Here is a 22861-nt window from a genome sequence, read left to right as displayed (position 1 = left end):
TAGCAATTCTCCATGTATTAAGGGCATCCGGTCACAGAGCCAGATGACGGCGCATTAAAAGATCATCGGAAAGTTGTTGTTGTGTCAGGGTTTCTACCACTTGGCCTTTATCCATCACGGCGCAACGTTGTGCGGCGCGCTGGATCATGGCGATGTCCTGCTCGACCAGAATCACGGCAACATGCAGCTCGCGAGCAATGCGCACCAAGGTATCGGCAATGATATTGACGATAGAGGGTTGAACGCCTTCAGAGGGTTCATCCAGCAGCAAGACTTTGGGCGAACCGACTAACGCGCGGGCAATCGCCAATTGTTGTTGTTCGCCGCCACTCATGGTGCCGGCTTTTTGTTTGAGCCGTTGGCGCAAAATCGGAAAGTAATCCAGTACGCGCTCCAGCAAGTCTTGGGCGAATTCGCGGTGTTCACGGACAAATTGCATCCCGACTTGCAGATTCTCAGCCACGGTTAAACCGGCAAACACTTCACGCCCTTGCGGAACGTAACCAATGCCTAAGCGGGCGCGGCGCTGCGGTGACGCTTGTGTGATGTCGATTTCCCCTAATAAAATGCTGCCGTGTTTGCTCGGTACGGCCCCAATCAAGGTACGCATCAGCGTGGTTTTCCCCACGCCATTACGGCCAATCAATCCCAGCACTTCCGCTGCATGCAGTTGCAGTGTGACGCCATTGAGCACTTGGCCGCCGCCATAGCCTCCTGTCAGCCCTTCTATTTGCAATACCACGCTATTCATACTGATTTCCCCAAATAGATATCTGCCACATCCTCACGGGCGAGCACCTCGGCGGCATTGCCATCGGCGAACACTTTCCCGCCATGTAGCACCGTGACTTGCGAGGCAATTTGGCGCACAAATGTCATGTCGTGCTCCACCACCATGAGTGTCAGACCGTCGTCTTGCATCTGCTTAATCAGTTCACCGGTGAGGTAGGTTTCATCGATAGATAAGCCCGCGACCGGTTCGTCCAGCATCAATAAAGTCGGCTGTAGTGACACCGCCATGGCAATTTCCAGCCACTGCTTTTTGCCGTGAGATAAATTGCCAGCCAACTGACGGTATTCAGTGGTGAGCTTAAAGCGCTCTAACAGGGCATCGACGTTCATGGCCTGCGAGCGCACTTCAGGGCGCAAGTGACTGAGTGACAATTGCAAATGCTGCTCAACGGTCAGCTCAGGGAAGATGCCGGGGATCTGAAACTTAATGCTCATCCCCATCCGAATGCGCTGAAAGGGAGCCAAGGTATTTAACCGCCGATCAAAGAAACGGATATCGCCATCGCTCGGGGCATGCTCGCCAGTGAGTAACTTGAAAAAGGTACTTTTACCGGCCCCATTGGGGCCAATGACGCAGCGCACTTCACCGCGACGAATTTGCATATCGACTTGATTGATCACCTGAATGCCGCCAAAGCGTTTGCTCAGTCCACGGGTTTCAAGGATCAGTTCTTGCGATGCTTGACTCATAGTGATGCCCCTTTTTTCTGGCGCGCGGCAGATAAGCGGGTGAATTTCTCCGCTAACCAAGGTAATAAGCCATTAGGCGCGGCAAGCACCACAAACAGCAGAATGGCACCAAGCAGGATCATGGCGTATTCACTGCCATAAATGGCTAACCATTGGGATAACCACACCAGCAAGGCGGTGACGACCACGGTGCCAAAGATATTCTTACGCCCAGCGGTGGCGACCCAGATAACCGGCATGGCGGCGGCGGTCAGCCCCATCGAAGATGGCGTGATATAAGAGCCCCACAGGGTATAAAGTGCGCCAGATAAACCGGAAAGTACGCCACCCAACACAAACACCAACAGTTGGTAGCGGCGAATATCAATTCCTAGCATTTCTGCCCGCCGTGGGTTCTCGCGGATGGAAGCCAAGGTCAGGCCAAAATCAGAGCGCAATAACCGCCGAACGCCCCAATACACACCAGCCAGCAGCACAATAATCAGGTAGTAGAAGCTATTGCCTTCGAGAGTCAGTAATTGGCCATCAAACCACGGCAAAGAGAGCGGCGGCATGCCGGACATCCCATTAAAACCATTCAATCGCGCACTGCCGATAGCCCATTGCGGCCCGGCGGTTTGCGACATAAAGGTTTCTAATACCAGCGTGAACGATAAAGTCACAATGCCGATAAAAATGCCGGTTACCCCACCGTAGAACATCAGATAGCCCAGTGCAGCCGCCACGGCAGCCGCCACAAGCAATGCCATCACTAAGCCGGACCACGTGGAGAGCACGCCATCACCAAAATTGAGCGTCATCACGCCGTAGGTATAACCAGCAAGGCCAAAGAACGCGGTCTGCCCGAAAGATAAAATGCCGCCATGGCCCCACATGGCCGCTAACCCAATGGCGCAGAATGTCCACAGTAGGAAGTAGGAGAGATCGCCGACCATGGCGCTGTCTATCACCAGTGGCAGAGCAAGGGCAGCCGCCAGCACTAACAGGGCTATTAGTCGAGTCTGGGATAGCGGGCGTTTCTTCGCGCCATCCGCCGATATATTAAGAGAGGTCGTTGTCACATGCGGCTCCTAGCGGTTACGGGTAAACAGGCTGCCAACACCGTTTGGCAGTAAGCGGATAACCAGTACAGCGGTGACCAGTAAGCCAATTTGACCCGCCAGTTGCCCATACCAAGAATTCAGCCCAGTTTGTATTGCACCTAACGCCACTGCTGCAGGAATGGTGCCAACCAGAACATTTGCGCCACCAACAACCACCGAAACAAAGGCTTGCACAATAAAACTGCTACCCATGGTGGGGACGGCGGTCAATGTTGGGGCATAAATGGCCCCCGCTAATCCAGCCAAGCCTGCGCCGAGTGCGAATGTCAGGGTATAAATGCGGTCGGTTTCCAACCCCAGACAAGACGCCATGCGCGCATTCTGGATAGTGGCTCTGGCGCAGACGCCGTAATTGGTGTGGAAGAACAGCCAATAGAGCACCATTAGGATGGCGATCGCGAAGAAGGGCAGTAAGGCGCGATAAGTGGCAAACGAGTATTCACCGAGGGTGAAAGAACCGAAGGGGGTAGACAGACCTTCCAATGAAGGGCCAGCAATTAGCAGCATACTTTGCTGCACAATCAAACTGATCGCCCAAGTTGCGACCACCGAATCATATAAGCGGCCATAGAGGTGGCGCACGACAAGACGCTCAACCACACCGCCGAAAAATGCCGCCGCTAAAGTACCCGCCAACATGGCAAAAGGCAGTGGTAAGCCTGCTTTATTCATTAAAATGGTGACGTAAGCGCCACACATAATGAATTCGCCATGTGCCAGATTAATCACGCCCATCATGCCAAAGATAACCGCCAGCCCCAGCGCTGCCAGCACCAGATAGGCGAAGTTATCGCCAAACTGGTAAATCACCGAATAGAGAAAGGATAGCGTTAACATCGTTTGGCAATCCTCGGTGTCCTGATGGACACCCTAGAAAAGGGATAACACAGGGAAGCGCGCCAGCGGCGGTCACTTCCCTCCAAGGTCGCCAAAGTTAAGCTTTTTTAGGCGGAGATGACGGTGTGTACTGGCTGTTATCCGGTTTTACCGGCAAGTTACAACCGGCTTCACCTAACCAATAGGGTTTAATGTCCGTCCACACTTTCGGGATCTCGATGGAGTGGTCATCCTTCACATGGGCCAGATAGATGGTGTGGCTCAAATGGTGGCTCTTCGGATCGATACAGACTTTACCGGAAGGGCCATCGGTACAGATATCACCGCTTTCCAGTGACTTACGCACGGCTTCCATATCAGTGCTGCCGGCTTTCTCGACGGCCGCTTTGTACAGATAAACCGCATCGTAAGCATTCGCGGCTTCCTGATTGATATAAGGCTCATCCGGGAATTTGGCGTGGAAACGCTGTTTGAAGTCGTTACTGGCTGGGGTATCCACCTCTTCAATGTAGTTAGCGGTGATATACATATCTTTCAGTGCGGGCGCTTTAAAGCGCTTGTGCTCATAGGCTTGACCCACGTTGACGGAGCTACCCATCGGTAAATTGAGTTTTGCGGCGGCTTGTTGCTCGTAATAAGACGATTGGTTTGCGCCCACCAGCAGTGTCATCACGAAGTCTGGTTTGGCTTTTTGAATGTTCTGAATGGTTTGACCGAATTGCGAGACACTCAGCGGGATAAACTCTTCACCCACCATGGTGCCACCATTCTCTTCCACAATTTTACGCACCCATTCAGCCGAGATTTGACCAAAGTTATAGTCGGCGGCAATGGTGTAAACTTTTTTGCCGTACTTCTCCATCATCCAAGGAATCAAGGTTGAGAACTGTTGTTCTGGCACTGCGCCAGTGACGAACACATTGGAGTCGCACACGCCACCCTCATATTGGTTGTTGTACCAATAGAGCTGTTTTTCGCGATCCATAATCGGGCGAATAGCTTCGCGTGAGGCACTGGAGAACGCGCCGAAGATCACATCCACTTTGTCGTTTTTAATTAAGCGGCGTGCCATTTGTTGGAAACGGGTGTTATCGGATTGCGTATCGTATTTGACTAACTCGATTTGGCGTCCGAGTATGCCGCCTTTGGCATTTATCTCTTCAACAGCCAGTTCTGTGGCATGAATTTTGGGGATAACGGGCAGGGCAAAGTTACCTGATGCATCTTCCAGCAAACCAATTTTGACCGGATTTTCTGCCGCTATCGACATCCCCGAGTAGGTGACGGCAAAGGCAGCTGCCAGCGCGATAGGGAGCGTGGCGTAATGACATTTAATTTTGGACCATTTCATTCTGGACATAAGTACCCCTGGCATTGGTTAAAAGGTGGGTCTGAAAAAAAGCCAAAAAAAAAGCCCAGCAAAGTCTGGAAGACATTGCGAGGGCTCTATTGCCATAACCACAAGCCGACAACGTTGGCGTTCTTGCGGAGAAGTCAGGGTCACTATAAAAAGCAATTCGCGTTGTTGTCAACGAAGAATTTTCAATAAAAATCAAATAGTAAAATTGAAAATCGTTGCACTAAATCGGGGCTTTCGGTTGCACAAAAATAGCTCATTAACTCGGCGGCTGGCGATCGGCGCTCACGGCGGGCGAAAAAGGGGAGAGGATAAAATCATCGGCAAAGGCAAGACGGAAGTGGGCGTAAGAGGTTAATGAATTGCACCAGCGAGGTGCTTAAAAAATATTCAAAATTTTAGCGGAAATAACCCTCCGGTGAGGACACCGGAGGGTGACTGAGATTAACCGCAGCGATTACATTTTGCCGCTTGAATCTGCTGGAAGAAATCATTGCCTTTATCATCAACCAAAATAAAGGCGGGGAAGTCTTCCACTTCAATCTTCCAGATGGCTTCCATACCCAACTCTGGATACTCGATGCACTCCAGACTCTTAATGCTGTTTTGTGCCAATACTGCCGCAGGGCCACCGATGCTGCCCAGATAGAAGCCACCGTGTTTGTGGCAGGCGTCAGTCACCTGCTGGCTACGGTTACCTTTCGCCAGCATGATCATGCTGCCACCGTGGGATTGCAGCAGATCGACATAAGAGTCCATGCGGCCCGCCGTGGTGGGGCCCAGTGATCCAGACGCATAACCTTCCGGTGTTTTGGCGGGGCCAGCGTAGTAGATCGGATGATCTTTAATGTATTGCGGCAAGCCTTCGCCATTATCCAGCCGCTCTTTTAATTTGGCATGGGCAATGTCACGACCAACAATAATGGTGCCGGTCAGCGACAGACGAGTTGATACCGGATATTGCGACAACTCTTTTAATATCTCAGGCATTGGGCGGTTAAGGTCAATATGAACCACTTTACCTTCTGTGCTCTGGCGCAGGTGCTCTGGGATATATTTGCCCGGATTTTGCTCCAGTTTCTCGAGCCAGATGCCTTTGCGGTTAATCTTGCCCTTGATATTACGGTCAGCAGAGCAGGACACGCCCATCCCCACTGGGCAGGATGCACCGTGGCGGGGGAGGCGAACGACACGCACATCATGAGCAAAGTATTTGCCGCCAAATTGCGCGCCCAAACCTAAGTCTTGTGCGGCTTCTAACAGCTCTTGTTCCAGCGCGATATCACGGAAGGCTTGCCCGTGCTCATTCCCTTGCGTTGGCAGGCCATCATAATATTTGGTGGAGGCCAGTTTGACGGTTTTTAGGGTGCTTTCGGCGGAGGTGCCACCGATAACAAACGCAATATGATAAGGCGGGCAAGCGGCTGTGCCCAAGGTACGCATTTTCTCAACCAAATAGTCTTTCAGTTTACCCGGCGTGAGCAGTGCCTTGGTTTCCTGATACAGATAGGTTTTGTTCGCAGAGCCGCCACCTTTAGTGACGAACAGGAATTTATAATCTTCCCCTTCGGTGCTGTAGAGGTCGATTTGCGCCGGCAAGTTCGTGCCGGTATTCACTTCTTTGTACATATCCAGCGCCGCATTTTGCGAGTAGCGCAGATTATCTTCGATAAAGGTGTTGTACACGCCACGGGATAGCGCTTCGGCATCATTACCACCGGTCCAAACGCGCTGACCTTTTTTCCCCACGATAATGGCGGTGCCGGTATCCTGACAGGTCGGTAAAATCCCTTTTGCAGAGATTTCTGAATTGCGCAGGAATTGCAGTGCCACGTATTTATCGTTCTCGCTGGCTTCTGGGTCATCCAAAATGGCAGCAACTTGTTTTTGGTGCGCGGGGCGAAGTAAAAATGAGGCGTCGTGGAAAGCGTGTTGGGCGAGGAGGGTCAAGGCTTCAGGCTCGACTTTCAGTATGTCGTGGCCTTCAAACTGCGTCACCGAGACGTGATGATCACTGACAAGGTAATACTCAGTATCGTCTTCCTTTAGCGGAAAGGGATCCTGATAGTGGAACGGTTTATTTGACATATTTTTCTCACATTCAACATCAGTTAGCGAAAGCGTTCGATAACAGAAACAATCATTAGCAAAACCAAGCCGGTCTATTTTTAGCAATGCCCCCAAAAGCGGGGTCAATGACTTTGGTCATGATCTTACTATAAATTGTCCGGGCTAAGCGACGGCTCCACCCTCTTTATAAAGGGTGGATCTCATTTTCCGCACTTATCGATGGCTCTAGCAGCATTGCGGTGGGAGACTGTCCGACCGCCCAATATATTTCACTGCGATCTGCCCGCTTATCACGGCTAAATGCTGAATGTCGTGTGACTACATGACCGCGCTGAGTGCGTCGGCGATGCGCTTAAACTGGTCAAAACGTGCTCGTAGAATCTGATGTTTTTCGGCATTAGGCAGTAGGCGCGTGATGGGCGGTTCAGAGGCAAGGATCGCCTCTTCGAAACCGGCGTAATAGCCGCTACCGACCGCGGCGCACAGTGCGGCAGCACGGCAGCCCGATTGCTGAATATCGACGATATCCAAGGGTAGATTGCTGGCATCGCAAAACATCTGCATCCAGATAGTTGAATGAGTGGGACCACCGGTAAAGCGGATACTATCAGTACCGCCACCCAGCGCCAGAATTTTGTCCTGATGCAACAGATGGGAAAACACGATCCCCTGATACACCGCATAAACAATATCCTCAATGCGATGATGACCACTTAACCCCAGCAGGCCGCCGCTGAGATTGGCGCTGTAATTTGAGCCATACAGCCACGGGAAAAACAGAATGCTGTCTGACTTTTCATAGCCGAGCGCGGCCCATTGATTGAGTGTTTGATAACTGTCTGGCAAGTCCGGCAAGAATTGCTTCACAAACCAAGCCAAATTGCTGGCAGAGGTGGGGCTACCTTCGTGGACAAAATAGCGGTTGGGGATGCAATATTTCCCCCATACATAGGGGTAGTCAGAGGCTTGGACCTCATCGAATACGCGCGTGGCGATTGACCAAGTGCCCGCCACAGCACTGAGCTGGTGGCTGTCATGTAAACCTGAAGTTAAGGCCGCACCGACGACATCAAACATCCCGCCGAATACCGGTAGACCGGTCTTTAAGCCGCAAGCCGCCGCCGATTGTTCGCTGACATAACCGGCCAGATCAGCCGACCCAATGATGGGGGCGATTTTATCCGCCACTTCCTCAATGGCAAAAATCTTCATCAACTGCGCGTCAAAATCCCCGCTGTACTGGTTATAAAGATTACTACCAGAGATATTGGTTTCCTCAATCGTGAACTCGCCGGTTAAGCGGTAGCGAATATAGTCATGGACCATGAGGACATAACCGCTCCGGTGATAATTTTCGGGTTCGTGCTCTTTTAGCCAACGCAACAGGGCCGCTGGGTGAGAAGGCCACAATTGTTGCAAGCTGCGTGCATAGGCTTGCTGGGCTTTCCCCTCTTTTTGCCAGCGGCTCACCAGTGTTTGAGCGCGGGAGTCAGAGGAGACAATCCCGTGCCGGACCGGCTGGCCCTGCTTATCCACCAAATACAGTCCCTTGCCATGAGCCGAAAAGCTGATGCCTTGCAGTTGGTCTGCTGACACCTTAGCCACGTCATGGGCATGCTGGAGCGTTTGGCGAATAACCTGACAAGTTGCCGCCCATAACGCCTCCATATCGCGCTCACAAAATCCCGCCTGTGGGCATAGCATTGGCAATGCCTGTTCGGTGACGGCAATCTCGCGGCCATCGGCGGTGTAAATACCGGCTTTGGTCACGGTGCCGCCCAGATCAATGCCGAGGAAATAGTGGCTCATGATGGCTCCTTAATGTGCCGCCGGTAAGACGTCTTGACCCCATCCCGCCAGCCGCATTTTGTCTTCGATCCAATGGCGGGCGTGAATAATTTCTAACAAGGGTTCCGCTGATTTTTCCGTCCACATTTCAATCAGGAAGGTGCCTCGATAGTTCAGGCGGCGCAGCGTTTTAAACAGACTCACAAAGTCGACGCAACCCTCACCAAAAGGCACATCGCGAAATTGCCCCGGGCAATCAGCAGTGACCGCGAAGGTATCTTTCAGGTGAATCGCCGCAATACGATCAATGCCGCTTGCAAGCTCAGCATCGACTTCATTGCCCCACGCCGTGAGGTTGCCAATGTCGGGATACAGGGTAAACCACGGTGAACCAATCTTGCGGTCCAACGCCTTCCATTTGCTGATGGAATTCATAAACTGGGTGTCCATGATTTCCACCGCGCACATCACTTGTGCCGCCGCCGCTTGCTGCACTGCCCATGCCATGCCTTCTTCGAAGCGGGCGATGGTTTCGCTGTCTTGCGGCTCATAGTAGACATCGTATCCGGCCAATTGAATGGTGCGGATCCCAAGGTCTTGTGCCAATCGAATCGCTTGCAACATGATCGTGCGTGCGTGCTCACGGATAGCGGGATCACGGCTGCCAAACGGGTAACGCCGGTGTGCTGACAGGCAAAGGGTCGGAATTCTTACGCCGGTTTGCTGGATGGCATCAATCACACTCATGCGCACTTCACGCGACCACGCCAAGCGGGCTAACCGCTCGTCACTTTCATCCACTGACATTTCGACAAAGTCGAAACCACAGGATTTTGCTATTGCCAGCTTTTCAACCCAACTGGTGCCTGCTGGCAGCGCTTTTTCATAAATTCCCAAGGGGTGAATTCGCATTATTTGGCTCTCCCTGTTTCCCTGACGACTTGACGTTTTAGCGGTGCTCTCGCACCTGATTCACTCACGGTGACGCCAATTACTTTGGGTAACATTTATTTAGATGTTTTAATCGATTCTGTTTCATGGCGCGTTTGGCTTTCCATTTCTCTTTAAAGAACTTAAAGGCCAGCGCGAAGATGAGCGTGATCCCCCAAACCGCGAGATTAAAGTGCAAGCTGACACCCAATAGGCTCAGGCCTGTGGCGATCACTTGCAAAACCAGCAAGGCACAGAACACATGGCTGACTTTACCCACGCCACCGAAGGGGTTGGTGCCACCGAGCACGATAGCCAACACCGTCAACAGCAAGTAAGAGTCGCCATAACCCATTCGTGCTGAGTTAAAGCGCGACATCATGATCAGTCCCGCCAACACACACAGCAGGCTGGAGATGGAGTAAATAGCCATCATCACGCGATCGGTGCGAATGCCGCTAAACCAGGTGGCGTTGATGTTGCTGCCACACATATAAATGGTTTTCCCCAGCCGAGTTCTTCCTAACAGCAGGGCGAGCAGCAGTGACGCGACGATAAAAATGATCATCGGAATGGGGATGCCCATCACCACCTCGGAACCGATGCTGCGCACAATGGGCGGCATGCCACTGAGCGCCGCCCCTTTGGTCAGATAAACACCGATGCCGCTAATAATGGTCATACTGCCCAGCGTCACCAAAATAGGGTGAGCACCGATGCGAGAGATCATCAACCCCGTCAACGTGCCGATGATGACGGCAATCACCGCCGCGCCAAGTAGGGCCAGCACCAGCCACAGCAGTTGCGTGGCGGTGCTGGCATCTGCCGGCACATATTGGATAAGCAGCCAAGCCATAAACAGACCGGTGAGGTTAGCGGTGCCGATAATCGACAGATTTAACCCGCCACTGAGCATGGGGACGAACATGGCAAAGGTCAGCAGCCCGAGCTCTGGCAATTGGAAGGCGATGCTCAGAAAGGTGTTCTCGGTTAAAAAGCGGCCGGGCATCGCTAAACTGAACGCCAGTGTGGCAAGAATGCAAATGCCTAATAAGCCAGAGATGGTGCCGTCGAGATGGAAGAACGCGTTCTTTTTCATAAAATGCCCCTGTCAGACAAAGCCAACATCAGTTTCTTTGCGTTTTTTGTAATGAGTGACGCAAATGGCGGCGACGATCACCATGCCAATCACAATGTTGACGAAGTAACTGGAAACGCCGATCAAGTTGAGGCCATTTTTCAGGATGCCGATCAGGAAAACGCCCATCAAGGTGCCCACCACCGAGCCACGCCCACCGGACAAACTCGCGCCCCCTAACACGGCGGCGGCCAGCACATCTAACTCGCCCCCCACTAAAGCACTCGGCACCACTTCACTCATGCGATAGGTCTGCAACATGCCACCAATGGCCGCGGCTGCACCTAAATAGCCGTAAGCGAACAGATAGATCAGCGATACACGAATACCGATGCGGCGGGCAGATTCAGGGCTACCCCCAACGGCATACAATTGGCGGCCAATATGGGTTTTGTTTAGCAATAGCCATGTCAGTAGCGCGATAGCGAGCATCACCACCAGTGGCAAGCCAATCTGGTAACTCTCGCCATTAACGGTAAAGGGCAGAATGGAGCGTTGGGTTATCCACCAGTCCGGCAAGTCATAAATGCTGTGGCCGTTGGTTATCCACATCAACATGCCGAATAGCAGTGACTGCATACTGATGGTGATAATGATGGAAACAATATTCAGATAGTAAATCAGTACCGCATTAACGAAACCGAGTAGCACCCCAATGGAGATGGCGATGACCAGACACAATATCGGGCTGGCAATCACCTCATTAAGTAGCAGCGAAGCCACCACGTATTGCACCACGGAAGCCACGGCGGCAAAGGAGATATCAATACCCCCCGTCACCAAAACCACAAACAGCCCGAGTGCAAATATCCCGGTGACAGCATAGCTTTCCGTCAGGTCTAGCAGGTTTTGGATGGAGAGAAACTCACTGCTCAGCAGCGAGAACAGGGCCAACATCATGACGATAACCCACGCCAGCCACCCTTCAACGGATTGCGGTTTGAGTCTGCTCAGATTAGCCATTGATGACCTCCGCAAGCTGTTGTTCAGTCATTTGATTTGGGATCAGTTCGTTGACGATGCGCCCCTGTTTCATGTGCAGGATGCGATCGCAGTTGTAATAGGCTTCAGGCACTTCATCGGAGATAAGCAAGACAGAGATGCCGACACCAGACAGGCGGTGGATCAGCTTATAAATGCTGTCTTTCGCGCCGATATCGACCCCGACGGTTGGCGAGTCAAGGATCAGGACTTTCGGTTTGGTGAGGATCCATTTTGCCAGCACCACTTTTTGCTGGTTGCCGCCAGATAAGGTCGACAGCGGGTTATCGGGATCGGTGACTTTGATGTCTAAATCCTTCACCCACTCTTGCACCAATGCTGCTTGTTTGGCTTCATCAATCAGATAAAGCGGCGTGCGGATCCGTTGCAAAATCGACAGCATCATGTTGTCGCCCACCGATTGCGGCAATACGGCACCCAGCGTCAGGCGGTCCTCAGAGACATAGCCAATGCCCAAATCAATCGCATGGGTATTGTTTTTGATATGCACGGTATTGCCATCGATGGCCATCTCGCCACGATCAGGATGCGTGATGCCAAACAGACTCAAGGCCAACTCAGTACGCCCTGAACCCAGTAGGCCGCATAACCCCAGCACTTCACCGCGATGCAAACTAAAGGAGATATTCTCAAATTGACCCTTACGGCTCAGATTATCGAGCTGCAATACCACTTTACCCAGCTCGGCATTGGGTAACTTCTGTTCGTGGGTGATGGTGAGGCCGGTCATTAATTCGGTAATTTTACCCACTGAAAGGGTGTCGGCAGGCCAAGTCCCCACTTTCTCACCATCACGGATCACGGTGATACGATCTGAGATTTCTTTCACCTCATCGAGCCGATGGCTAACAAACACCACGGTGATATTTTTATCGCGCAGATAAGTGACGGTACGCAGCAGTTGGTTCACTTCGGTGCGGGTCAGCGAAGCGGTCGGCTCATCCATGATCACCAGTCGTGCATCCGCTACCAAGGCACGGCAAATAGCGACCTGTTGACGTTGAGCAATCGGGAGGTTTTGTACCAGTGCGTCGGGATCGAGGGTAAAAGCCAATTCTTGTAATATCTGATCGGCTTTCTGTTTGATTTTGCGCTGACTAAACCAGCCGAAATAGCCTTTCAGGTTGTATTCGAAGGCGATGTTTTCTGCCACGGTCAGGTTAGGGAATAGCGACAAATCTTGATAGATCACTTGTACCCCTAAATCGCGGGCGCGATCGGGCGTCAAACGGGGGTGTGATTTACCGTCGATAATAATTTCACTGCCATCATCAGGAGCATAGACACCACTGATGGTTTTAATGAGCGTACTCTTGCCGCAGCCATTGGCACCGGCCAGACAGTGCACTTCGCCTTTATTTAACGTCAGAGTGATATTTTTGAGTGCCTGATGTCCGCCAAAGCTTTTCGAAAGCGTATTCAGCGTGATGAGCGGCACGTCTCTATCAGCATCAGAAATATAAGTCATCGTGCAGTTCCCCGGAAAACGGCCTCACATTGCGGGCCGAAATAAGTGCCGGGCAGGTCATGACCCGGCTTATTCCTTGCTTTTTATCGCTGGGCTTGGCTTACAAGCCGAGCTTGACTAAACGTTTGGTATTTTCGACGTCCAGTTTTTCAGGGTTATCACTGAGAATGGTATTGCCTTTGGTTTTGATCTCACCCATATCGCCCAATTTCACGCCGTCTTTAATCGGCTCGCCGTTCATCATGGCGGTCGCGACTTGCACAAAGACCTTACCGGCCACCATTGGGTTGGAAATATAGCCGCCGTCAATGGCCCCTTTTTCCAGCAGTTTGATGCCTTGGCCCGGTGTGAAGGTACCGAATACGCAGGTGGTATCGTTTTTCTTACGTTTATCAATGGCGCGACCGGCACCAATCGGACCTTGCGAACCGAACGACATAATGCCTTTCAGATCTTTATGTTTAGAGAGCAAGTCGTTGGCGGTACGCATGGAGTCATCCACGGATTCCGCGACGCCGAAACGATCTTCAACCAGCACCATTTTCGGGTAATTGGCTTTCTGGTAGGCAATGGCGGCATCCGCCCACTCATTGACTAATGGTACGGTGAGGCTACCGACGAACATGGCGTATTTGCCTTCTTCGCCCATACATTGCGCCATATCTTTCATGTGGTTGGCACCCATGCTTTGGGTATCGAGCAATTCAAAGTCCCAGTCAGCATTGGTTTGGCCTGGTGATTCATGGGTAATGACTTTAATGCCCGCTTCCTGCGCCCGTTTCAGCACCGGCTCCAGCACTTTGGCATCATTCGGGACGACCCCAATCACATCGACTTTCTTGGCAATCAAGTCTTCGATGGCACGAACTTGCTCAGCAGGGTCTGCGGTGGTTGGGCCGACTTGCCACGCATTGACGCCCAGCGCTTGGCCTTCTTCTTTAATGCCTTGTTCCATCACGTTGAACCAAGGAATACCGCCCACTTTCACCACCACCCCCATCGTGAAAGGTTTATTGGCTTTTTGTGGGACTTTGCTGTCATCAGCCCAAGCGGCATGAGAAGCAATTAATGTTGTGATTAAACAGGGTAAGATTAACTTTTTCATTATTAGGTCCTCAGAAAAAACGATTGGCAAGCAGCACCCGTTATCTTTCAAATAACAGGGATATTGGCTATTCGCCGCTTTCCTGTTCTCGGAAATAGATAGGGGTAGATACATTTATTGTTATTGTGTGGCTCTTTCTCTGGTGTTGGCGCTATTATTCAGATGAATAATTCTGTTATTTGTCCGATTCAATAATGCTTAATTTAGGATTATCACTGCGATAATTTTGTGACACTAATCTATTTGTAATCAGAATATCCACTTCATCCAACATGCATATTTTGCAAAATGCATATTGGTCAAATTTACTGGAGTCCGCTAAAAGTATTTTTTGCCCTGAGACTTGTAGCATCACTTGTTTTAATTTCGCATTAATATCATTGCCATCGCGAACACCACTTTCCTGATTAATCCCCTGACAGGAGAAGAAAAAGGTATTTATCTGGAAATTACGGATGGCATTTTCCGCGACCGGGCCATGAAAATCATCGTGACGCGCTGAGTATTCTCCCCCAATACCGATAATCCGAACCTTATCGCGACAGGCCAGCGCTTGAATGATCTTGACCGAATTGGTGACAACGGTTATCTCAATATCGGGGATTTGCCGTGCCAAAAACCAACAAGAGCTGCTGTTATCCATCAATATACAGTCGCCCGGATGAATAAATTGTAAGGCAGCTTTAGCGATTTTCATTTTCGTATCAGGGTGTTCCTCTGTCCGCTTACGGAAAGACTCAGCACGGTCAATGGCATTCAAACTGTAGTGGGTTTCTTTGATGTCGATGACGGACAAATCTGGGCCATCCAGCGCGACGGCACCGCCAAAACTGCGAATCAGCTTTTGCTTTTTCTCCAGCACGGTCAGGTCACGGCGAATGGTCTCTTGCGAGACTTGGCATAAGACCGATAGCTCAGTCACCAGCGCCGATCCTTGCTGCTGTACATGGCTACAAATGATTTTATAGCGTTCGACTTGTAACATGCTGACCTCAATCTTCGTCTTCGCGTTTATCGTAAAACACACCCATACCATTCATGCTGCTATATTGGTATTTATCTGCTGTTTATACAGTGATTGAATTCAAGTATTACTTTAAGGCCCGTTTCACCCTAAATTAATGTGACCACAATCACTTTGATGAGTGAGTACTGATGGTTAATTTCATTTAATGTGTGCGATTAATCTCATATAAAAGGGTTATTGGCCTGTAAATAGGTCAACTCTGGTAATAAAAAGTCATAGTCGGGCATTAACTTGATGACCGATTATGCCCGAGTTAGACCGAATGAGTTTGTTTGATGCGTTGTCTCTCTTCGTCGGCTTTAATTTAGCCCTAAATAGGGTTAGGTTAGTTTGCAAGCAGGTAGGCTCTTTTATTGATTAATCGCTATTTAAATATATGCCTTAGTGAAACATTGTCTTTTTATTAGCCCTACTGTTTATCAGCAGGATTTATAAGCTGAAAGTTATCAACCACAAGTTATCAACCCAAAGTTATTAATAAGCGTTATTAACAGCATGGATAAAGTGAAATCATAAATTAATTTTATCCGTCACTGTTTTTATAACCCATAGTGACTTTTATTCATTGCCCATACTGAATATCACTTCATGAGGTGGCATCATGTTAGAACAGTTAAAACAGCAGGTGTTTGAGGCTAATTTAGCCTTACCTAAATATAAATTAGTGACGTTCACGTGGGGGAATGTCAGCGGTATCGATCGCGAACGAGGTTTGGTGGTCATTAAACCCTCCGGCGTTGAATATGATGGCATGACAGTAGACGACATGGTGGTGGTGGATTTGGTGACGGGCAACGTGGTGGAAGGGAATAAAAAGCCCTCTTCTGATACCGACACTCATTTGGTGCTATATCGCGCATTTGCTGAGATAGGCGGCATTGTGCACACCCATTCGCGCCATGCCACGATTTGGGCACAAGCCGGTCAGCCGCTCTCCGCCCTCGGTACCACCCATGCTGACTATTTCTATGGCCCGATCCCTTGCACCCGTTTGATGACCGATATTGAGATTGCCGGTGATTATGAACGAGAAACCGGCCATGTCATCGTCGAGACGTTTACCCAACAAGCGCTCAGTGCGGCGCAAGTCCCCGCGGTGCTCGTGAATGGTCATGGCCCCTTTGCTTGGGGCAGCAATGCCAATAATGCGGTACACAATGCTGTGGTGTTAGAAGAAATCGCCTATATGAATCTTTTCACTCACCAGCTCCAACCGGCAGTGGGCGAAATGCAGCAAACTTTATTGGATAAACATTATCTGCGTAAGCACGGCGCAAAAGCCTATTACGGCCAGTAACGGCAGTTGGGAGACGTAAAGAGGCTATTTACGTCTCCGCTCAGTGAGTTATCTGTTCATCTATTCATTGATGGCATTTATTCATTGCTCGCATTCGAGATAACTTGCTCTACATCTTCCAATGAGCCTATTTTGACTTCCCCTGTTCTGCACATTTTACTTTTATCAATCAACAGAATGGATTGCGTCGCGCGCTTAAGTAGCATGGTTTTGAATTCAGCATTAAACGGGTTCGAGTCCCATAAAATGCCATCGGTATCGATGCCCTCGCAGGAAAAAATAAACAGATCGATCTCGATGGTTTTCAGCAGCGAGAAAAGCGCCGGATTGACATAGCAGGCATATTTGCGTTGTAGGTGGCCGCCAGCGCTGATCAGTTCGATATTTTGATGTTTCGCCAGCTCCTGACAAATCCGCACGCTATTGGTAAACACCGTGATATCGATATCAGGCAGTTTTTTCGCTAAATACCAGCAGGTTGAGCTGGCATCCAGTGCAATCACCATCCCGCTTTCAATCAGTGACAGCGCATGATCCGCGATACTGGCTTTACTGGAGAGATGGCTTTTCAGCCGCGTAGTGAAAGGATCGCCGCTATCTTTGGTCGCGCGTTTGATACTTTTAGCCCGCCCGTGCTGGCGGATGATCAACCCTTGCGCCTGTAACTCATTCAGATCACGGCGAATAGTTTCCTGACTGACACCCAGTAAGTGGGCCAGATCAGCCGTCGTCAGTGTTTCTTGCTGCTTAATCTGTTGCAGAATTTCCTGGTGACGAGACGCTTTCATGATCCTCTCCGTCAGCAAAGCCCCGTGTTTCATGCCAGATGAATACCGACATAAAATACAGGGCTAAAAGGGTGAGGTTACGTGATCACTTCTTTAAAAAACAGGCGTCACCCCCTTCTTTAACAGAATATTGCCGTACTTGGCTGTTTCACCTGTGATGACGATCGCAAATGCCTGCTGTGCACGTTGGTAAAACGCGTAACGTTCAATGCGCTCCACTGGCATGGCTTTTTGCGTGCCAAACAGCGCACCTAAATAACGTTCCTCAACGCTAGCATCGAGAGTGTCACCTTCAACGGCGGCCATCATCACCAGTGGTGGCGCGTAACTGTCCAGCTCGAATAAGGGAATGACCGCGGCTAGCAAGGCACTGACGGATAACCCATCAGCACGGATCACCTGTGGCCCACCATTTTTACCCAAGGTATGGGCAGGGAAATGGGCGTCTGAGAAGATGATTTCATCACCGTGTCCCATTTCCGCTAATGTTTTTAGCAGTTGTGGTGACAGCAACGGCGAGAGGGTTTTAAGCATGACATTCTCCTTCCAAGGGCTGAGTTTCAGTTATCTGAGTCGGGCTGGCGATGAGTGCCTGATAAAGAGGCTGCTGTTGGCCCGGCTGATAATATTGGTAGCGATAATTCACCTGCGATCGGGCTTCTTCTGCGCTGGCGTAGTAGCCGGTGGCATGCCAAGCAAACAGTGCTGCACCCAACACCGTGGTTTCCGCTTCATCAATCACTTTTATCGGCAAGTTGAGGACGTCAGCTTTGATTTGATTCCATAACCCATTGCGGCTACCTCCGCCAACCAGCAGTAACTCTCGGGTACGAAACTCACCAATCTTTTCCAGCACGGCTAAGTTACGTTTTAATTGCCACGCCAGTGCTTCTAGTGCCGCGCGATAAAAATGCCCGCGCCCACTCGACAGTGAGACGCCTTGCCAGCCCCCCGATAAATGATGGCGTGTGTTACCCAGCAAATTGCAATCCATACGGACACCTTCTGCTCCCGGTGCGATAAGTTCTGCCTCGGCAATCATTTGCTGATAGACGTCAGTGCAGGCGGCATCGTGCCAATACAACTGCCGAACCCACTCTAAGACGCCTGAGGCGAGCCATTGCAAACCGGGGTTAAACAGTCGCTGGCAACTGTCTAACTCACAGGTGGAACCGGCAAATTTCGGCAGCAGGGCGGTGTTAACCTGCGGCGTGCGGACCATCAAAATTTCCCAAGTCCCCGATGACAGCACAGGTTGATCACACTCGGCACCGGAACCGAACAACGCGAATTGGGTGTCGTGACCGGCCGAGATCACTGGGATACCCGCCGGTAACCCCAATTTAGCAGCACTGTCGGGTAGCAGCGGGCCGATGATGTCACCGGCGGCTACCATCGGTGGGAATAAATCGGCGTGAACCCCTATTTTTTGTAAAATTTCACGGCTGAATTGTTCGCGTTTCACATCCAACAACTGGCTGGTGCCCGCCATAGTGCGGTCGGTGGTGAATTCCCCTGTGAGGCGCTGGTTGATTAAAGACGAAATAAAGAGCCAGGCATGGGCTTGCGCCACTAAATCTGGGCGGTTTTCTTGCAGCCAAATCAGTTTGTACAAGGTGTTAAAACTAAACTGACCGATGCCGGAGATTTGTTGTAGCTTTTCGGCGGGCATATAGCGGGCGATATCGTCCATGATGGCCACCGTTCTTGGGCACTTCCAACTGATTATCGGGTACAGCATGTTGCCCTTGGCATCGACTAACGCACCATCCACACCGAAGGTGGTGACTGTGACGGCATGAATCTTATCCTGATGAATTTGTGGCAATAATTGACGGCAACATTGGGCGAAACTGTCCAAAATACCGTCCAATGGCCAGAGTTGCCAATGGGGATTAGCCGGATCCGGTAAACTCTGGTTGGGCAAAACGGCTTTGGCGATGACGACGCCTTGAGGATCGACCGCAATCGCCCGGATATTGGTTGCGCCGCAATCCAAAACAATGACCACATCGCGCTTCATAAATGCTCCTGCTAACCGCAAGGATGATGAGCTGACTCAGGTATACGTTAGCGACACCTGAGTCAGGTTATTTCACTGATTTTTATTTATTGCACTGACTGCTATTCGCGCGACACATTATTTTTTGTATAACGGGCCGTAGTTCTGGCAAGCGCGATAATCCTGCCCTTCGATATCCATGCCGTGTGCGCCCCAAGCCGTTGGCCGATAGACACTTTCTTCTTCCACGTTGTGCATACAGACCGGAATACGCAGCATCGAGGCCAAGGTAATTAAGTCCGCGCCCACATGGCCGATGGTCAATACACCGTGGTTTGCTCCCCAGTTTGCCATCACGGAATACACATCACTGAAAGGCCCTTTACCGGTTAGGCGTGGCGCAAACCAAGTCGTCGGCCAGCTTGAGTCGGTACGTTTATCCAAGGTGTCATGGACCGATTTCGGCAATTCAACACTCCAACCTTCGGCAATTTGCAGTACGGGGCCGACGCCCTTAATCAGGTTGATACGGCTCATGGTGAATGGCACGCCGCCACGGGTGAGGAAGCGAGAAGAGAAGCCGCCGCCCCGGAAGTATTCATGGATAGCGGGGCACCATTCGGTCGCCGCTAAACAGGCATCGGCTTCTTGTTGGCTGACTTGCCAATGGGGCTTAATGGTCGGTTTGCCCTGAGCGTCGTTTTGGCGGCAAGTCCCGTCCAGCGCAGCGGAACCCGAGTTGATCAAATGAATGATGCCGTGCTGCGCTTCACCTTCCAGTTGATGCCCTGTGACCCGTTGTACTGCTTCGGGTGACCAGTAAGTGCGAACGTCGGCAAAGATTTGCGCGGTGCCCGTCAAGGTATGACCAAATAGCATCGCAACGCCATTGAGACTGTCATTTTCAGTGGCGATCACCATTGGCTCGCGCACCCCGTTCCAGTCAAATGAACTGTTGAGCAACGCTTCTGCGGTATCGCCGTTTGGATATTGATCCGTCCAGTGGCGTTGCCCTTGGAAACCGGCCGCAATGGCGTTATAGCCGAGTGCTTCTTCACCAAAACCTTTGGCCGCCAGTGAGGGATTACCCTGCATCATGTCGCGGATACAGATGGCCATTTGCAGACTTTCACGCAGTACTGTTCGGCTACTTTCGGCGGAACGACGGTACTGTTCGGCGTTTTTATCCGGCCCGTATTTGAAGTTGCTATCCGCCCATGACAGCGCCAGTTCTAACTCTTTTTCATCATAAATTTTGTTATCAATGCGGCGGCGCAATTCAGTCATATCAACCGCTTGTACTTTCATCCCTAACCAAGACTCAAAGAAGTTATGGTCAACAATTGAACCGGCAATCCCCATTGAAACCCCACCGAGGGAGAGATAACTTTTGCCTTTTAAGCTGGCAACCGCTAAACCTGCACGGGTAAAGCGCAACAGTTTCTCCTGCACATCGGCTGGGATACGGGTGTCGTTAGCATCTTGAACGTCATGGCCGTAAATAGAAAAAGCAGGTAAGCCTTTTTGATTATGCGCCGCCAGTGCCGCCGCCAAATACACCGCGCCCGGACGTTCAGTACCATTGAAGCCCCAAATGGCTTTTGGGCGGAACGGGTCCATATCAATAGTTTCACTGCCGTAGCACCAACAAGGTGTCACGGTGATGGTCAGCCCGATATTTTGTGCGCTGAACTTATCGTCGCAAGCAGCAGCCTCAGCCATTCCGGCGATGCAGGTATCGGCAATGACACATTCCACCGGTGTCCCGCAGGGATGGCGCACGACTTCTTGCAGAAATTCAGCCGTGGCGCGGGCCATTTTCATCGTTTGTTCTTCTAGTGATTCTCGCACCCCCATTCTGCGTCCATCAATTACAGGGCGAATACCAATTTTGGGTAATTTAGTGGTCGTTTTCATCATTGATCCTTGTGTTCTTTAGCGAAATTTAATTTTTCAGTAACCGATGGTATTAATTTATCGGCGCAGTTTTGAATTTGGCGAAAATAAAGATAATGGCGAAGCACAGTGCCGGAATTAGTTCGGCTGTTGGAATATTCCCCGCAGCATCACTGACCAGACCCATAATCGGGGTGACAATACCGCCACCGACAATGGTCATGACAATAATAGAAGCGCCATATTTTGTATCTTGATTCAGGTTCTTAATGCCTAATGAGAAAATAGTCGGATATTGTATCGACATAAACATACTGCATAATGTGAGCGCCAATAATCCGATGTGACCGCCAAATGCGGCAGAGACAATACATAACAACATGGAAATAAACGCATATGCCGCTAATACTTTTTCTGGTGCGAATCGAGTAATTAACCAAGTGCCGCTAAATCTACCGATAAAGAAACATACCATGGTCGCCGTGAGATAATTAGCAGCATAGCCTGGAGTGATATTCGGTAATTCTTCAATGGCATAACGAATTAAATAACTCCAGCAGGCGGTTTGAGCACCAACATAACAAAATTGTGCTAATACGGCCCAACGCCAATGACTTATTTTTAATAACCGTGGTAATGAAGAAAAGAAGGAACCATTATGAGTGTCGTCAGATTCACTTTTTATCGTTGGGAAACGGGTAATCAGAATTAATAGGGCAACAAAAATGACCACCGCCACAATAATCAGATAAGGTAATTGAACCGCTTTCACCAAACTATGATGGTAGCTATTTAAATCCTCGGCAGAGAGTTTATCTAAGACTTCCTGCGTTTGATGAGGAACATTAGACAGAATTAAACTTTGCCCGAATACCACGGCAATAATGGCACCGAAAGAGTTAAAGGTTTGGGCCAGGTTGATACGGAAATGACCGGTTTTCTCTGGCCCCAACACGGTAACAAAGGGGTTAGCTGCCGTTTCAAGGCAGCCTAATCCCGCTGCGATGATAAATAAACCGATTAAAAACAACGTGTAGTTCATGGTTTCAGCGGCGGGCCAGAATAGCGCGGCACCAAAAGCATAGAACAGCAAGCCGGTGATGATCCCTGCTTTGTAGCTGAATCTTTTCATCAAGATCCCCGCAGGAATCGGAATCAAAAAGTAGCCAAAATAGAAGGAAGATTGAATCAAACCAGCCTGAAAGTTCGTTAAGGTAAATGCCTGTTGAAACTGGGGGAGTAAGATATCGTTTAAATTATTTGCGACTGCCCAAAGGAAGAACAGTGAGCAAAGCAATGCAAAAGGAATCAGATACCTTTTTTTGTTGGCCGACTCGTCACTTACCGAGGCGGAAATTTTGGCACTATCTGTTTGTATGAGTATGTTTGCCATGATGCCCTCGTCAGATGTTTCACTATACCTTTCGTGCTTGACGTGTTTTTTGCTTCCCACCCGTCACGCCAATGTTTCGGGGTATAATTCGAAAATACTTAATGTTCGACAGAAGTTTTTTATTTAATGAATGATATTTCTGTTTCTCTGACGAATGGATATCGTCTGAATGACAACA

The 22861-nt window shown here is 50.3% G+C and carries 19 protein-coding genes; 1 reads left to right on the top strand and 18 read right to left on the bottom strand.

The features are described from left to right. Nucleotides 1-31: 31 nt before the first annotated feature. The 13 genes from DA391_RS17805 to DA391_RS17745 form a co-directional block, all read right to left on the bottom strand. Nucleotides 32-751 (bottom strand): ABC transporter ATP-binding protein, encoded by a 720-nt coding sequence (locus DA391_RS17805; RefSeq protein WP_050080379.1) that lies wholly within the window; start codon nt 749-751, stop codon nt 32-34. Beyond that, the gene (locus DA391_RS17800; protein ID WP_050080380.1) at nt 748-1482 is read right to left on the bottom strand and encodes an ABC transporter ATP-binding protein; all 735 of its coding nucleotides are present in this window, start codon (nt 1480-1482) and stop codon (nt 748-750) included. The genes DA391_RS17805 and DA391_RS17800 overlap by 4 nt, the downstream gene beginning before the upstream one ends. Continuing rightward, entirely contained in the window at nt 1479-2543 is a 1065-nt protein-coding gene (locus DA391_RS17795; RefSeq protein ID WP_057642411.1) for an ABC transporter permease subunit, read from the bottom strand. The genes DA391_RS17800 and DA391_RS17795 overlap by 4 nt, the downstream gene beginning before the upstream one ends. 9 nt (nt 2544-2552) lie before the next feature. Then, nucleotides 2553-3422, bottom strand: coding sequence for an ABC transporter permease subunit (locus DA391_RS17790; protein WP_019210920.1), 870 nt, complete (start codon nt 3420-3422; stop codon nt 2553-2555). A gap of 97 nt (nt 3423-3519) precedes the next feature. After that, complete coding sequence (locus tag DA391_RS17785; RefSeq protein WP_176396474.1) at nt 3520-4686, bottom strand: urea ABC transporter substrate-binding protein; 1167 nt, start codon at nt 4684-4686, stop codon at nt 3520-3522. 537 nt (nt 4687-5223) lie between these two features. After that, nucleotides 5224-6867 (bottom strand): class I fumarate hydratase FumA, encoded by a 1644-nt coding sequence (gene fumA / locus DA391_RS17780; RefSeq protein ID WP_019210918.1) that lies wholly within the window; start codon nt 6865-6867, stop codon nt 5224-5226. 300 nt (nt 6868-7167) lie between these two features. Further along, nucleotides 7168-8658, bottom strand: coding sequence for an FGGY-family carbohydrate kinase (locus tag DA391_RS17775; RefSeq protein ID WP_057642408.1), 1491 nt, complete (start codon nt 8656-8658; stop codon nt 7168-7170). A 9-nt stretch (nt 8659-8667) separates the two neighbouring features. Next, nucleotides 8668-9549 carry an L-ribulose-5-phosphate 3-epimerase gene (locus tag DA391_RS17770; protein WP_050080385.1) on the bottom strand — a complete coding sequence of 294 codons (882 nt, stop codon included), beginning with the start codon at nt 9547-9549 and terminating at the stop codon, nt 8668-8670. Nucleotides 9550-9628: 79 nt separating this feature from the next. Then, nucleotides 9629-10666, bottom strand: coding sequence for an ABC transporter permease (locus DA391_RS17765; RefSeq protein WP_050080386.1), 1038 nt, complete (start codon nt 10664-10666; stop codon nt 9629-9631). Nucleotides 10667-10678: 12 nt separating this feature from the next. Then, nucleotides 10679-11668 carry an ABC transporter permease gene (locus DA391_RS17760; protein ID WP_050080387.1) on the bottom strand — a complete coding sequence of 330 codons (990 nt, stop codon included), beginning with the start codon at nt 11666-11668 and terminating at the stop codon, nt 10679-10681. Next, on the bottom strand, nt 11661-13175 hold the full coding sequence (locus tag DA391_RS17755) for a sugar ABC transporter ATP-binding protein (RefSeq protein WP_050285914.1): 1515 nt from the start codon (nt 13173-13175) through the stop codon (nt 11661-11663). The genes DA391_RS17760 and DA391_RS17755 overlap by 8 nt, the downstream gene beginning before the upstream one ends. Before the next feature lie 100 nt (nt 13176-13275). Continuing rightward, nucleotides 13276-14280: a substrate-binding domain-containing protein gene (locus DA391_RS17750; RefSeq protein WP_019210912.1), complete on the bottom strand. Its 1005-nt coding sequence runs from the start codon at nt 14278-14280 to the stop codon at nt 13276-13278. A 175-nt stretch (nt 14281-14455) separates the two neighbouring features. Beyond that, nucleotides 14456-15265 (bottom strand): DeoR/GlpR family DNA-binding transcription regulator, encoded by an 810-nt coding sequence (locus tag DA391_RS17745; protein ID WP_108088033.1) that lies wholly within the window; start codon nt 15263-15265, stop codon nt 14456-14458. Nucleotides 15266-15908: 643 nt separating this feature from the next. Here DA391_RS17745 and DA391_RS17740 point away from each other — a divergent pair. Next, a complete protein-coding gene (locus DA391_RS17740; RefSeq protein ID WP_050080390.1) occupies nt 15909-16604 on the top strand; it encodes an L-ribulose-5-phosphate 4-epimerase in 696 nt (231 codons plus the stop codon). Nucleotides 16605-16681: 77 nt separating this feature from the next. Here the strand turns inward: DA391_RS17740 and fucR are convergent, their stop codons facing one another. From fucR to fucP, 5 genes are all read right to left on the bottom strand, one after another. Continuing rightward, nucleotides 16682-17392, bottom strand: a complete 711-nt coding sequence (fucR, locus tag DA391_RS17735; protein WP_108088032.1) for an L-fucose operon activator — start codon at nt 17390-17392, stop codon at nt 16682-16684. A 93-nt stretch (nt 17393-17485) separates the two neighbouring features. Further along, nucleotides 17486-17926 (bottom strand): L-fucose mutarotase, encoded by a 441-nt coding sequence (fucU, locus tag DA391_RS17730; RefSeq protein ID WP_050285915.1) that lies wholly within the window; start codon nt 17924-17926, stop codon nt 17486-17488. Beyond that, nucleotides 17919-19415: an L-fuculokinase gene (gene fucK / locus DA391_RS17725; protein ID WP_050872584.1), complete on the bottom strand. Its 1497-nt coding sequence runs from the start codon at nt 19413-19415 to the stop codon at nt 17919-17921. Before fucK ends, fucU begins: the two co-directional genes overlap by 8 nt. Before the next feature lie 117 nt (nt 19416-19532). After that, nucleotides 19533-21311, bottom strand: coding sequence for an L-fucose isomerase (fucI, locus tag DA391_RS17720; RefSeq protein WP_050285917.1), 1779 nt, complete (start codon nt 21309-21311; stop codon nt 19533-19535). Between the two features lie 52 nt (nt 21312-21363). Next, the gene (fucP, locus tag DA391_RS17715) at nt 21364-22683 is read right to left on the bottom strand and encodes an L-fucose:H+ symporter permease (protein ID WP_019210905.1); all 1320 of its coding nucleotides are present in this window, start codon (nt 22681-22683) and stop codon (nt 21364-21366) included. Nucleotides 22684-22861 lie beyond the last annotated feature (178 nt).

The organism is Yersinia massiliensis (assembly GCF_003048255.1).
Classification (GTDB): Bacteria; Pseudomonadota; Gammaproteobacteria; order Enterobacterales; family Enterobacteriaceae; genus Yersinia; species Yersinia massiliensis_A.
The sequence above is the reverse complement of the archived record's forward strand: the minus strand, read 5'-3'. Positions and strand labels throughout refer to the sequence as shown.